Genomic DNA, 13,754 nt, shown 5'->3' with positions numbered 1-13,754 from the left:
TCAGCGGTAGGCGGTCACCCGAGCGGTGATCGCCACCTTGTCGTCGTCGGCGACGGCCTGCGCGTCGCCAACCGCGCTCCGGCGGCCGATCCTCATGGGCGTGCCGAGGTAACGGGAGTTCTGGCCGGCGATAAACGGGCGCAGGTAGTTCACCCGCAGCGAGGCCGTCCGTAGCAAGCTATCGCTGCGCTGCTGATTGACGGCCGCCGAAGCGCATACCTCCAACCCGGCCGCCGCCACACCGCCGTGCACGATGCCGATGTCGTTGTAGAGGCTGGGATCGGGGTGCTGCTCCAGTACGTGAAGGCCCTCGTCGACGGGCCGGGGTCGGACCGCCATCAGATCGGTGAGTGTCGTCTGCGCCGTGCGCACCAATGAGTCCGGCGGCCGCTCGCCGACGAATCCGCCCGCGGGAATGTAGAAGGAGCGCACCGTTGCACCGCCGATCACCGTGTTCCCGCGCGTGAGGGTGCAAATCGCCAGTGAGGTGGCGGTGGCGGGACCCAGTGGCCGCGCGCTTGCCACCACGACTGCGTCAGGGGCGTCAATGCTGTCGACGCTCAGCTCCACCGACAGCTCGCTGGACACAGTCCATTGATCAGCGCGCCGGCGATGGTGATTGACCGTGCCGCCTGCTGCGTCGACCAAAATCGCCAGCGGGCCGATGCTCGGCGCGTCGGTGAACGGATTGCGCAACCCCGACATCGGCATTGACATCACGGCGGTCGCATTGGCCGGGTTCTCGTCGAGAAATTCGATCCCAAACCGGGCCTGGATCGTGTCGGGTGTCTCGGTGTCGCGCGTGGTTGCTCGTTCGTCTAGACCGGTCATTCGAGAAGATCGACAACCGTTGACAGTTCGGCTCCGGTCAACACGAACTCCTCCGCCTTCTGCAGGTGTTTGCGCCACAGCTCGCCGGCCTTCTCGCTCTCACCCGCCTTGATCAAATCCAGGATCATCCGGTGGGTTTTCGCCGAGCGGCGGACCGCCTGTTCGGCACGTGCCCCCTTGGTCGGCTGCAGCGAGCGGTTCGCCTTCTGGATGATGTGATGCAGCATGTCGCTGACGATCTGCAGGGTCTTGCCGCCTGACAGACGCGCGATAGCGGCGTGGAAGTCGGTCAGCTGGTCGACGGCCTCGCTGCCGGGCTTCAGCTGTTCCTCGCGTTCGACGATCTCCTCGAGTTCGGCGATCACGGCCGGATTGCGGTCTTTGGAGATCTGCACGACCATCGGTGTTTCAAGGGCGACGCGAGCCTCGTAAACGTCCTTCAGCGTCACGCCCTCGTACTCCAGGATCAGGCCGGCATAGCGGGCGAGTGTCTCCCGCCGCGGCCGGGTCACCCGAGCACCGCCGCGTACGCCGCGCTGCACCTCAATCAGCGACTCCGATTCCAACACCCGGAACGCCTCGCGCAGTGTCGGCCGGGATACCCCGAACCGTTCCATGAGCTCTGATTCCGGTGGCAGCATGGTGCCTTCGGTGATCTCGCCGCGAATGAACATCCGACGCAACACCGTGGCCACCCGATCGGCCATCTTCGGCTCCCGAAGACTGGTGACCTCCATATCGACCCTCCGTCGATAAGTACAACCCTGAATTGATCAATTAATTATTTGGCAGGCTAGCCGACTTCGTCCGGTCGACCGGGATTTCACGGCCGGGAGGTGAGCAACGTCATCGTCTAATACCCCATCGACCGGCCCATCAGATCCTTCATGATCTCCGTGGTCCCGCCGTAGAGGCGTTGCACTCGAGAGTCCCGCCACAGCCGGGCCACCTCGTATTCGTTGATGTAGCCGTAGCCGCCGTAGATCTGCAGACAGCGGTCCATGATCTCCCATTGGACCTCCGAGGTCCACCATTTGAGGCCGGCGGCGTCCTGATCGGAAAGCTCGCCGTCATTGAGCGCCAGGATGCACTGATCCAGGTAAGTCTGGGCGGCATCGAGCTTGGTCTGCATCTCGGCTAGGAAGTGCCGGTTCACCTGGAATTTGCCGATCGGCTGGCCGAAGGCGGTTCGCTCCAGCGCGTACGTCTTGGTCAGCTCCAGTGCACGTCGTGCGGCCGGTAGTGCGTAGCACGCGATGCCCACCCGCTCGCTAGGCAGATGCGAAACCAGGTGGTAGAAACCGCGGTTGAGCTCGCCGACCAGGTTCTCTTTGGGCACCCGCACGTTGTCGAAATATAACTCGGCGGTGTCGGCGGAATACTGCCCGATCTTGTCAAGCTTGCGGCCGCGGGTGAAACCTTCCATGCCGTCCTCGATCATCAGCAGGCTGACGCCCTTGTGCCGGGCCGACGGATCGGTCTTGACGGCGGTCAACACCAGTTTGGACAGTAGGCCGTTGCTGATGAACGTCTTCTGGCCGTTGACGATCCATGCATCACCGTCGTCGCGGGCGGTGGTCTTGATGCCCGCTAGATCCGAGCCCGCGGCCGGCTCGGACATTGCGATCGATCCGATGTACTCGCCGGCGATGAACTTCGGTAGCCAGCGCTCCTTCTGTTCCTCGGTGGTCAGGTCGTTGAGATAGGGCACCAGGATGTCGTTTTGGACACCCAGTCCGATGCCGACCGAGCCGGTGCCGAACATCTCCTCGGACACAATCTGATTGAACCGGAAATCGGTGACCCCCAGGCCGCCGTAACGCTCGGGAAGCGCCCAACCGATCAGCCCGTGCTCACCCGCGGAAAGCCACGCTTCCCGGCTGACTTTGCCGTCGCGTTCCCACTTTTCGGTGTTAGGGGCGCAGTCGCGTTCGAAGAAAGCGCGCGCGGTAGCGCGGAAGTCATTGTGAACGTCATCGAATATGTTGCGGCGCATATGTTTTCCTTAATCCTCGGCCCAGGTTACTATCGCCGGTAGCGCACGCCCCGGGGCGTAGATACCAAACAAGCGCTCACCCAGTAGCGCTTCCAACTGATCGGCGGAGCCGCACAGCGAGTCGATCTGAAATCCTCGCCCGACGTAGCGGTGCAAGTCGTGCTCGGCGGTCAGGCCGATTGCCCCACACACCTGAAGCGCGGCATCGCTGACCGCGCGGTGTGCCCTCCCGGCCGCCGCCTTGGCGGTCTGCGCCGACAGCCTGCCGCCGTAGCGCCAGGACTCGCCGAGCAGCGCGCGTGCTCCCTCCAGGACAGCGGATGCGTCGGCTAACGCATGCCGCGGCGACTGGAAGGATCCGATCTGGACTCCAAACTGGACGCGCACCTTCACATGATCGACCGCGATCCGCAACGCCTTATCAGCCAGTGCCACCAATTCGGTGGCCAGCGCCCGGTGCGCGGCGGCGATCGCACGGTTCCACTCGGTCGACGCCTCGACCAGCACGACGTCCAACGGCCCACTCACCTGTGTCCAGTACACGGACGAGTCGAAGGTGTCCAGCCGCTGACCGCTCAGTTGCCCGGCGTCGACGACACCGACCGAAACCGTTCCCATCGGGCCGGATACCGGGACGACCAGGCGTCCGCCGAGCGGACCCAACACGATTCCGGCCACCCGGTCGGCGTCGGACCCCGGTGTATAGCCCGCCACGAGATCCGGCAGCACAATGCCGTCCACCGGCTCGTCGAGCAGCGCCGCCAGCTCAGCCAGCATCACCCGATCCAGGCAGTCAGTGCTGGCCAGCGACCTGCCTTGTGCACGAAACAGCAGCTCGCATGCCTCGATCGGGTACTCGATCTCGATGTCCGACCAGCCGAGTTCGGCGAGCTGCGGACCGACCACGACGTGTTCACCCGCATTCTTGGCGGCCAGCTCATCGAAGAGCCGGAACACGGCCTGTTCGACCATCGGCCACGATTCGTCGGTCACTGGCCCCGCCTCTCCTTCGGCAGTCCGAGCAGATGATCGGCGATGATGCCACGCTGCACCTCGGCCGTGCCGCCCATGATCGTGGCGGCCCGGGAGTACCACCACTCCGCGCGTATCGTGTCCAGTTCCGCGCTGCTCTTCCCGGCGATCATCTGGTCGCGCTGTATGTCGAGGATCAAGTCGTTGGCTTCCTTTTCAGCGCGGCCGAACAGCAGCTTGTCGATGCTGCTGTCGGCGCCCACCGACTCGCCCCGGGCGAGCCTGCGCACCGTCGTGGCGGTGCGTGCTTGGGCTGATACCACGTCGACGTAGACGCGGGCGAACCTTTCCCGCTGTGCCGATGTGGCGCCGTGGATGACCATCTCCTCGCGTAACCTGCTCAATTCGGTGACCACCTTGGTCAGCACCGCGTAGCCGTACATGCCGCGCTCGAACTGCATCAGGTGCATCGCGACGGCCCAACCGCCGCCCACGTCGCCGACCACCCGCTCGCCTGGTACCCGGACGTCGTCGAAGAACACCTCGGCGAGTTCGCGCCGACCGCTGGCCAGCGCGATGGGGCGGATGCTGACGCCGGGCGCGTCGGCATCGACCATCATCATCGTCAGCCCGCGGTGCCGGGTCTCCGGCGCGCCGGTGCGAACCAGCACCAGCAGCCGGGTCGCGGTGGGGCCTTGGCTGGTCCAGATCTTTTGGCCGTTGATGACGAAGCCGTTGTCACCGTCCTCGACGGCGCGGGTCCGCAGGGTGGCCAGATCGCTGCCGGACTCCGGCTCCGAGAAGCTCTGGCCCCACCATTCCGTGCCGCTGAGGTAACCCGGCAGATGCTTGGCCGCCAGATCCGGCGCGAACTTCAGCAGCGCCGGGCCGAGCGTCTCCAACGTCCAGTGCTGAGCTGGCACCGGCAGCATCGCGTAGCCCAGTTCTTCGTAGTAGACGGCGCGGTGAATCTCGTCGCCGCCCAGACCGCCGGCGCTCTCCGGCCAGCCATAGCGGTTCCAGCCGGCCTCATACAGCCGGGCCAGAACCTCCGCATCGTGGGCCAGACCGTCCTCAGCGGTGGTGAAGGCCGCTGACCGCCAGTCGTCGGCCCAGTCCAGATTGCGCAGGTAGCTGCGGAAATCTTGGCGATACAGCGCCACCTGTGACACATAATCGCGGTGGCGACTGCCGAGGACGCCAGCGTCGACGGGGGCGGACATCCGCACCCCCCTTCGTCGTTTCGGACGGATCGACAGGTTCGATCGAATCCGCTAAACAATTATCTATAAGGGGTACGATAACCCACGCTGACACATCTGCGAGAGGGAGCACCAATGACGGCTTCACCAGTCGCCGCGACAACCGTCCGGTTCAACCCGGAAACGCGCATGTATATCGACGGCCGGCTGCGTGAATCGTCGACCGGCAAAACCGCCGACAACATCAACCCTGCCACCGAAGAGGTGCTCGGCGTCTGTGCCGACGCCAGTGCCGGGGACATGGACGAGGCGATCGCGGCCGCGCGGCGTGCGTTCGACACCACCGACTGGTCGACCAACCGCGAGTTCCGTCAACGCTGCCTGATGCAGTTGCACGACGCACTGCAACAGGAAAAGGAAGACATCCGTGCCGAGCTGATCGCCGAGGTCGGCGCGACGGTGGGGATGACCCACATCGCGCAGATGGAATGGCCGCTGGCCGACGCGATCCGGTTCCCCGCCGAGCTGATCTCGACCTTTCAGTGGGAGCGGATGCTTGCCCAGGACGCCAAAATGGGCGTGCCGTACAACCGTGTCGTGGTGAAGGAGCCGATGGGTGTCGTCGGCGCCATCACGCCGTGGAACTTCCCCTTCGAGATCATCAGCAACAAGGTGGGGCAGATCCTGGCCACCGGAAACACGATGGTGCTCAAACCGGCCATCGAAACACCGTGGAATGCGTTGCGGTGGGGCCGGATCATCGCCGAGAAGACCGACATCCCGGCCGGTGTCGTCAATATCGTTCCGGCGTCGGACAACGACATCGCCCAGGTGCTCGCCACCGACCCGCGGGTTGACATGGTGTCCTTCACCGGATCAACGGCGGTTGGCAAGCTCATCCAGCGGTTGTCCGGCGACACCATGAAACGCAACATGCTTGAGCTCGGCGGCAAGTCGGCGTACCTGGTGCTCGACGACGCCGACATGGGCATGGCGCTGCCCGGCTGTATCGGCGCGCTGATGCACTCCGGGCAGGGCTGTGCGCTGGCCACCCGGATGCTCGTGCCGCGCTCGCACTACGACCAGGCCGTCGAGGTCGCCACCGCGACCTTCGGCTCCCTCGCCGTCGGCGACCCCTCGGACCCGAACACCTTCTGCGGGCCACTGGTGTCGGCCAAGCAGCAGGCCCGGGTACTGAACTACATCGAGATCGCCAAGCGTGACGGAGGCCGCGTCACCGTCGGTGGTGGCGTGCCGAACGGCCTGGAGCGCGGTTACTTCGTGGCACCGACCGTCGTTGCCGACGTGGCACCGGACCACACCATCTTCCAGGAGGAGGTGTTCGGGCCCGTTTTGTCCATCACCCCCTACGACGGCGGTGACGACGGCGCCGTCGAGATGGCCAACAACTCCACCTACGGCCTGGCGGGCGCAATCATGGGCTCAAACGAGCGCGCCATGGCCGTTGCCCGTCGCATCCGAACCGGCTCGTTGATGATCAACAGCGGCATGTACTACGGCGCCGATGCGCCATTCGGCGGATACAAGCTCAGCGGCATCGGCAGGCAGAACGGCATCGAGGGCTTCGAGCAACATCTGCAGACCAAGACGATCGGATATCCGCTGTGACCGACATTCTCAGCGGGATCCGCGTTGTCGAACTGGCCGCTTGGACGTTTGTCCCCGCTGCCGGGGCGGTACTCGCCGACTGGGGCGCCGACGTCATCAAGATCGAGCATCCCGAGACCGGCGATCCGCAGCGCGGCCTGATCAGTTCCGGCGTCGTCACCGGGGCCGGCGGGGTGAACCATTTCGTCGAGCAGCCGAACCGGGGCAAGCGCAGCATCGGCTTGGACACCTCCAACCCGGAGGGGCTCGAGCTGCTGATGAAGTTGATCGAAACCGCCGACGTCTTCGTCACCAACCTGCTGCCGGACTCACGACAGCGGATGGGAATCGACGTCGAGGCGGTGCGGGCCCGGAACCCGAAGATCATCTATGCCCGCGGTCACGGCTACGGCACCAAGGGCGACCTGGCATCGCAGGGCGGATTCGACCTGGCCGCTTACTGGGCGCGGGGCGGAATCGGCGACGCCTACGCGGCCGGCGACGGGTCCTATCCGCCGCTCCAGCGACCGGCATTCGGCGACACCTACGGCGGCCTGGCCATCGCGGCGGGTATCGCAGGGGCGCTGCTCAAGCGGGAGCGTACCGGTGTGCCGTCAGTGGTCGACGTCTCGTTGCTCAACGCGGCGATCTGGCAGCTTGGGCCCGACATCGTCGGTGCCGGCGTCACCGGACAGGACATCCCGAAGTTTCAGCTCGAGGAGATGCCCAATCCGGTGGCCAGCATCTACAAGACGCGCGACGACCGGTTTGTCGCGTTCGTGTTGTTGCAGGCCGATCGGTTCTGGTCCGAGTTCTGCACGCGGCTGGGCCGGCCCGACTTGATCGACGACGAGCGCTTCGCCAACGCGATGGCGCGGTTCGGCAATCGCCAGGACTGCATTGCCGAGTTGCGTAAATCTTTTGCTGCCGAGAATCTTTCACACTGGGAGAAGGCGTTCGCCGGTTTCGAGGGTGTCTGGGACGTGATGCGCACCGCGCAAGAGGTTCACCGAGATCCACAGGCGATCGCCAACGGCTACCTGCCGCGGACCGTCGACACGAAGGCCAACGAGTTCGCCCTGGCCGCCAGCCCGGTGCAGTTCGACGAGACACCGCTTGAGCTGAACTGCGCGCCAGGACACGGCGAACACACCGACGCGCTGCTGGCCGAACTAGGTTACAGCGAAGATCAGATCATCGACTTCAAGATCAACTCGGTTGTGCTGTAGTGGTATCCGACGATCTCGCCCGCCGCTTTCTCCACGTCAACCTCAACTGCGGATCGCTGGAGGTCACCGAACGACTCTACGTCGAACACCTGGGACTGTCCGCGCGGATGCGAACCGACCCGCGGGTGGCCACAGATGGCACCATCCTCGGCACTGACGGCCAAACATACTGCGCCACATCGTTTCTCTACGACGCGCGGGGTGGTCGCGGTGGGTGCGCGCTGGAGGCCATCGAGTACCACACGCCGGCGCTGAAACGCGATCCGAGCACCGATCCGGTTCGCCCGGGCATTCGCTCGACGCTGTTCGTCGTGGACGATCTGGAAGGCACGACGAGGTCGCTGCGCGATGCCGGGATCGTTGTGGGTGATCCGGTGGACGGCCTGATCAGCGGCACCGAGTCGGTACTCGTGCTGGACCCCGACGGCGCGGTGGTCGAACTGAGCCAGGCTTCTCCCGATGTCGACGCGTCGAAGGGAGCACTGTTCGCGGGCATCAGGATCGCGGCGATCGACGCGGCCGCCACCGGAGACTTCCTCACCGCGATCGGCTTCGTGGAGATCGAGGCGCCGGTGAAGCGGCCCGTGGCCGGAGAGCAATTGGTACCCGGTGGATCCGCCGGGTCAACGGACTGCGTGGTGGCTCGGTACGCGCTTGCTGAGGACGGGCATCAGTTCGGCCTGACCGTCGTTGCGCACCCCGACACCGAGCCCACCCCGGTGCCCTGGGGTGGCAATCGTCAGGGTCTCTACCGCTGCGCACTTCGGGTCGAGAACGTCGAAAAGGCACTGTCGTCGTTGCCGAAGGCCATTGAACCGCAGGGTGAACCGGTGTGGTGCCCACTACCGGGTACCAAGATCGACGGCCTCTACATCGCGTTTCTACGATCACCCGACGGTGTCGTCTTCGAATTCGTCGAACGACCGGCGAAATATTTCAGCAAGCAAGGGTGAACCGGGGTGACCCTCGACGAGTTGATCGCGCGGGAAAACGTCCGCGACACGTACGCCCGCTACAACCACGCCGGTGACCGCGGGCAGTTGGAGCAGCTGTCGGCCTGTTTCAGCGAGGACGGCATCCTCGAGGTCAAGGGCGGGTTCACCGCCCGGGGCCGGGGTGAGATCGTCGCCGCGCTCAGTGACCTCGGGCCACGGGTCGCGCGGACCGACACCCCACCGCCCGGCGCTCACCACATCGTGCGGCACTACGTCGCCAACCTGCTCTTCACAGCGGTACACCCCGAACGCATCGAAACCCAAGCCTATTTCGTGGTCTTCCAGGTGGATGCGGCCGACCACTGGGGCCGCTACCGCGACGTGCTCGTTCCAGTCGGAGACCGGTGGCTGTTCGCGCATCGACGAGTCTCCGTCGACGGCAAGCGACCGGGTTCGACGGCCTGATTAGACGATTGGATCGGATTGGTCACGTCTGCTGTACCCGTGAATGTCTGGCTTTGAAGAGGTGGAGATGGATTTCGCCCGGCTCCGTCTCAGCGAAAACGAACGTGCGGAACGTCTTGCGGCACAGACGGAGTGCACCCTGACCTGGCTCAGAGGCGACGGCTGGCCGGTGGCCGCGATCCAGACCTATGTGTGGGAGCGGGACGCGTTCTGGGTGACGTCGTTTCGTGACCGGCCGAGGGTTCCCTGCTTGATCGCCGAACCGCGCAGTGCGGTCGCGGTGTCCAGTGCGGGCTCGGCAGCGCCACCCGAGCGGATGGTGAGCGCACGCACGCTGGCCACAGTGCACACCGACCCGCACGTGGGGAACTGGTTCTATCCGGCGTTCTGCCGGCGGGCGACGTCCGACGACGCGGCCGCGACGGTGATGGCTCGCGCGCTGGCCAGACAGGACCGGGTGATCATCGAGCTGAGACCTCAGTCGTGGAACAGCTTTGACGGCGGGCGGTTGCGCGGTTAGTCTCGCGGTAACGGCCTGGCCAGGCGCCCGATCAGAAGGCCGACCGGTGCACCCCACCGTCGACTTCAATCCAGCTCCCTGTGATGTACCCGGCGTTTTCCGAGCATAGGTACACGATCAGCGAGGCGATTTCGGTAGCTGTGCCCATCCGCGCAGCGGGAACCCTGGCCTGGTTGAGCATGAACTCGCGGCGCTGTTCCTCGGTGTCGAGGCCGATGTGGTTCTTGAAGTAGTCGATGGCGTTCTGGGTCTCGATCCATCCAGGGGCGACGGTATTCACGGTGATCCCGTAGCGGGCGTACTCGTCGGCGACGGTCTTGAGCAGTCCGATCGTCGACGGTCTCGTGGCGTTGGCGACGACGTGATGAATATTGCCGTTGGGTTCCTTCGCGGTCGCGGAGCCGACGTGGACGAACCTGCCCCAGCCGGCGTCACGCATCCCCGGCAGGACAGCGTGCAACAGATGAAACTGGCTGATGGTGTAGGCCTCGAACGACTCGCGATACGGCTCGGGGTCGGTGATATCAGCGAAGTCCCCGGGTTTCTGGTATTTCGTTTGGCCGATGACGATCAGCGGCGGACCGAGTTGATCGCGGACCCGACGAACCGCATCCTCGACCTCACCGCGCTGGCTGATGTCGGCCGACACACCGATCGCCGTTCCTCCGCGGTCGTGGATGGCCTCGACCGCGGTGTCGATATCGGCACGGGTTCGCGCGACCACCGCGACCGGGCAGCCTTCGTCAGCAAGCGTTTTCGCGGCCTCAAAGCCCATGCCCTTGCTGCCGCCGACAACGAGGGCAACTCTGCCCTTGATTCCGTAATCCACCATTGCTCTCCTTCGCGTGTGGGGTTTCAGGCCGAAACGGGATCTGCCCGCTCGCCCGGGGTGAACGTGATGTGCAGGTGACGCGGGGCATAGACGTCGCCGGCGTCGCGGAAGCGCTCGATCTCGCCGGTGATTTTGTAATCGGGTAGACGCCTGAGGATTTCCGAGATCATTACCTGGAACATGACGCGCGCATGGTTGGATCCCAGACAGCGGTGCGGACCGGCCCCGAAAGCCAGGTGCCGGTTTGGGGACCTGTCGAAATCGATGACGTCTGGGTTCTCGAACACCTTGGGATCGCGATTGGCGGCCGCGTACATGAGCAAGACGCGGTCGCCGGAGCGCAGGTGCTGGCCCTTGAATTCACAGTCGCGGGTGACCAGCCGGCTCAGCGTGTGCGTTGGAGTGTCGTGACGAAGAAATTCTTCGGTGGCCTTGGGTAGGATGCCGGGCTCGTCGATCAGTCGTTGGCGAAGATCGGGGTGCTCGTCGAGTTGGACGAGCGCATTCCCGGTTAAGCCACTGGTGGTGTCCATGCCGGCGAGCAGCATGAGGAATGCGTATCCGATGACCAGTTCGTCCCGCAGCGGCTCGCCATCGGCCTCGCCCTGCATGATCGTGCTCAGCAGATCGGCGCCGAACCCCTCGTCGCGGCGCCGCTGCATCTCGGCGATGATGTTGGTGTAAATATTGGTGACGGCGCTCACCGACTTCTCGACATTGGAGGTGCGGTCGTGCACGACCGCATGCGTCCACTCCACCCAATCGGGCCAGCGGGTTTCGTCGAAGCCAAGCGCCAGCAGAATCCATCGAGCCGGCAGCGGTGTCGTGAGCTGCTGGATGATGTCGGCCTGCCCGGTCTCGATGAAATCGTCGATCAGTTCGGTGGCGAGCCGCCGGAACGTCGGTTCCAGTTCTTTGGCGGCCGACGGCGAGAACCAGGGCAGCGTGATTTTGCGGTACTGCTGCAGCAGCGGCGGGTCGGTGTCGATCGGAACGAACGGGTCGGGACTGTCGTTCCGCGGCACCTGCTTTTCCTTCACCGAACTGAAAACGTCGGTGTTGTTCTCGGCTTCGTAGACGTCGTCATGGTCGAGGAACACCCAGAATCCGCCCCACGCGTTGGAGTGAGCGACCGGACATCGGGAGCGAAGAGCCTCATATATCTCGTAGTTGTGTTCCCGGAAGTAGTCGGAGTGGTGATCCAGATCCGTGAAAATGTTCTCTGCCAACGCCTCAGTGTTCGTCATCGTTTCCCTGCGCCTCCGTGTCCAGCTCGACTGAGATGGCTTGCTCCGGGCATTCGCGTTCGGCTTCCCGAAGAACGGCCGGATCGGCCCCCGACACTGCGCCTTCGCGGACGACCGCACGGTCTTCGAGGTCGAGAAAATCGAAGACATCCGGCGCGATGGTCAGGCAACGGGCATGGCCTCGGCACCTTTCGGGATCCACGTGTACTCGCATGGCGCTGGCTCCTTCGTCGGCGCGCGCATCGGGCGCTTCAGCGCAGACCGGCAGATCGTGACGACCGTCACTCTACTAAGGGACATGTCACAATGGAAGGGGGTTCGGTAATTTCCCGAAATTCGTTACGCTCGCCGCTTTCCCGGGGCCGTGCGACGTCCTCACTCACCCGAATGGGTCAGCGACCCACAAATGCTGGGTTCGCGACCGCCCAGGACGCCCCGGACCAGGAATAGCTTCTGGCACTCCAGAATCTGCTCGCGGGTTAGCACCGGATGCCGCACCCAGGCGTTGTACGGGAACTCGGTGAGCAACGACCACAGCGCGGTCGCCGCCGACCGGGTGTCCAGGGCGGCCACATCCGGCCAGCGGTGGTGCAAGCGGGCGGTGATCTGCTCGAGGTGCATGCGCGCCGAGCGGGCAACCGGCAACAGCTCGGGGTTCTGCGCGATCTCCGCAGTCCAGATGTGAAACACCGTCCCGTGCGTCGCGACAATCGACAACCAATCATCGAGCCACTCCCCGAGATCGTCAGGTGTGTCGAGCCCGGGCAGCCGCGTGAAGTGGTCGCCCATCAGCCCAGTTGCGCGATGCGCCAGGGTCGCGAAGACGGCGTCGCGCCCAGTCCAGTATTGATAGAAGGTGCCGTGCCCGATCTGAGCCTCGGCAATGATGTCATTCACGCTGGTTCCTGCCAGTCCACGGCGTTCGAATGCGTGAAGTGCTGCCGCGCATATGTGCTCGACCTTCGCCTGGCCGCGTCTACTGACCGGTTTACGTAAGCCGGCCAAGGGGGCGACCAGGTGGGGCGGCGGCACTGAGCGGGTCGCGCCGCGCGGCGGGGCCGCCAATGGATGAGCGGGCGGAAAGACGGTGCGATGAATGATCCGGGCCAGAGTCGCGTGCATCGCGGATTCGTGGCTGCGCGGGTCCGCGACGGCGTGAGCAGCATCGGACGCGATGTGGGCCCATTCGACAAGACAAATGATCGCAGTAGCCAAGACGCGCGGCGCCAACCCGCCGGTATCAGCGTTCCTCAGAGCCGCCTGCATGCCGTCTGCGAACCGCCGCATGTAGTCCTCGGACGGGTTGTAAGTGGCCGGCTGATCCTCGGTATGCAGCGGCCAGTCGGCGAAGACGGGGGAGTGCCTACGCAGCAGGTGTCCTAAACCCTCGATCCACGACTCGACTTCACTGAGACCGTCCGCATCCAGAACCGGTATCGCGGCGAAGTGATCGGCCAGATCGGCGCCGAGTTCCTCGACGAAGATCCGGAAGACCTCCAACTTCCCCTGAAAGTATTGGTAGAAGGCCGTATCGGAGCGGCCCGTGGCGGCGGCGATCGCTTCGACGGTGGTGGCGTAGTAACCGCGCTCGCTGAACAGCACACGAGCCGCCGCGACCATCTCCTGCCACGCCCGTGTGCCGTCGGGGCCAATCACCGGGCTCACCGGATAGGGGGCGCGGCGGCGCTCCGGGGCGGTGGCGGAAACCCGATCCTGCCTCAGCATGTCCGCTGCACCACCGCTGGGCGCGGGTGGAGCGGAATCGAACGTCGGCAACCCGTCTTCCTCAGCGTCGCGTGGCGGGAGTCATTCGGGCAGAAGTCTACCGTTGAGGGACCGCTGGCCGGTGCGGATCTGGCCGCCGATACGGTAGGCCCGGGCCGGATTCCTCACCCGCAGCTCGCGCCGCGTCAGGTG

At 64.9% G+C, this 13,754-nt stretch carries 14 protein-coding genes; 5 read left to right on the top strand and 9 right to left on the bottom strand.

Translation table 11 applies throughout. The annotated features are described in order from the left end of the window. The 5 genes from DQP56_RS04440 to DQP56_RS04420 form a co-directional block, all read right to left on the bottom strand. A complete protein-coding gene (locus DQP56_RS04440) occupies positions 1–831 on the bottom strand; it encodes a PaaI family thioesterase (RefSeq protein WP_112683774.1) in 831 nt (276 codons plus the stop codon). Beyond that, a complete protein-coding gene (locus DQP56_RS04435) occupies positions 828–1,568 on the bottom strand; it encodes a FadR/GntR family transcriptional regulator (RefSeq protein ID WP_112683773.1) in 741 nt (246 codons plus the stop codon). The genes DQP56_RS04440 and DQP56_RS04435 overlap by 4 nt, the downstream gene beginning before the upstream one ends. Positions 1,569–1,684: 116 nt before the next feature. Beyond that, on the bottom strand, positions 1,685–2,827 hold the full coding sequence (locus DQP56_RS04430; RefSeq protein ID WP_112683772.1) for an acyl-CoA dehydrogenase family protein: 1,143 nt from the start codon (positions 2,825–2,827) through the stop codon (positions 1,685–1,687). Between the two features lie 9 nt (positions 2,828–2,836). After that, positions 2,837–3,799, bottom strand: coding sequence for an acyl-CoA dehydrogenase family protein (locus tag DQP56_RS04425; protein ID WP_112683811.1), 963 nt, complete (start codon positions 3,797–3,799; stop codon positions 2,837–2,839). A gap of 17 nt (positions 3,800–3,816) precedes the next feature. Next, the gene (locus DQP56_RS04420) at positions 3,817–5,022 is read right to left on the bottom strand and encodes an acyl-CoA dehydrogenase family protein (RefSeq protein WP_112683771.1); all 1,206 of its coding nucleotides are present in this window, start codon (positions 5,020–5,022) and stop codon (positions 3,817–3,819) included. A gap of 114 nt (positions 5,023–5,136) precedes the next feature. On the opposite strand from DQP56_RS04420, the gene DQP56_RS04415 reads away from it, so the two are divergent. The 5 genes from DQP56_RS04415 to DQP56_RS04395 are packed head-to-tail and all read left to right on the top strand — an operon-like array spanning position 5,137 to position 9,758. Continuing rightward, complete coding sequence (locus tag DQP56_RS04415) at positions 5,137–6,630, top strand: aldehyde dehydrogenase family protein (protein ID WP_112683770.1); 1,494 nt, start codon at positions 5,137–5,139, stop codon at positions 6,628–6,630. Then, complete coding sequence (locus DQP56_RS04410; RefSeq protein WP_112683769.1) at positions 6,627–7,838, top strand: CaiB/BaiF CoA transferase family protein; 1,212 nt, start codon at positions 6,627–6,629, stop codon at positions 7,836–7,838. The genes DQP56_RS04415 and DQP56_RS04410 overlap by 4 nt, the downstream gene beginning before the upstream one ends. Beyond that, a complete protein-coding gene (locus DQP56_RS04405) occupies positions 7,838–8,791 on the top strand; it encodes a VOC family protein (RefSeq protein ID WP_112683768.1) in 954 nt (317 codons plus the stop codon). Before DQP56_RS04410 ends, DQP56_RS04405 begins: the two co-directional genes overlap by 1 nt. 6 nt (positions 8,792–8,797) lie before the next feature. Next, positions 8,798–9,238: a nuclear transport factor 2 family protein gene (locus DQP56_RS04400; protein WP_112683767.1), complete on the top strand. Its 441-nt coding sequence runs from the start codon at positions 8,798–8,800 to the stop codon at positions 9,236–9,238. A 43-nt stretch (positions 9,239–9,281) separates the two neighbouring features. Further along, positions 9,282–9,758, top strand: a complete 477-nt coding sequence (locus DQP56_RS04395; protein WP_133258886.1) for a hypothetical protein — start codon at positions 9,282–9,284, stop codon at positions 9,756–9,758. A gap of 31 nt (positions 9,759–9,789) precedes the next feature. On the opposite strand, the gene DQP56_RS04390 is transcribed toward DQP56_RS04395, so the two are convergent. The 4 genes from DQP56_RS04390 to DQP56_RS04375 form a co-directional block, all read right to left on the bottom strand. Beyond that, entirely contained in the window at positions 9,790–10,590 is an 801-nt protein-coding gene (locus DQP56_RS04390; protein ID WP_170306045.1) for an SDR family oxidoreductase, read from the bottom strand. A gap of 23 nt (positions 10,591–10,613) precedes the next feature. Next, on the bottom strand, positions 10,614–11,837 hold the full coding sequence (locus DQP56_RS04385) for a cytochrome P450 (RefSeq protein WP_112683765.1): 1,224 nt from the start codon (positions 11,835–11,837) through the stop codon (positions 10,614–10,616). Further along, the gene (locus tag DQP56_RS25730) at positions 11,824–12,051 is read right to left on the bottom strand and encodes a ferredoxin (protein ID WP_112683764.1); all 228 of its coding nucleotides are present in this window, start codon (positions 12,049–12,051) and stop codon (positions 11,824–11,826) included. Before DQP56_RS25730 ends, DQP56_RS04385 begins: the two co-directional genes overlap by 14 nt. Positions 12,052–12,212: 161 nt before the next feature. Next, a complete protein-coding gene (locus tag DQP56_RS04375; protein WP_112683763.1) occupies positions 12,213–13,562 on the bottom strand; it encodes a TetR/AcrR family transcriptional regulator in 1,350 nt (449 codons plus the stop codon). Positions 13,563–13,754: the final 192 nt, after the last annotated feature.

This window comes from Mycolicibacter senuensis (assembly GCF_003284925.1).
Classification (GTDB): Bacteria; Actinomycetota; Actinomycetes; order Mycobacteriales; family Mycobacteriaceae; genus Mycobacterium; species Mycobacterium algericum_A.
The sequence above is the reverse complement of the archived record's forward strand: the minus strand, read 5'-3'. Positions and strand labels throughout refer to the sequence as shown.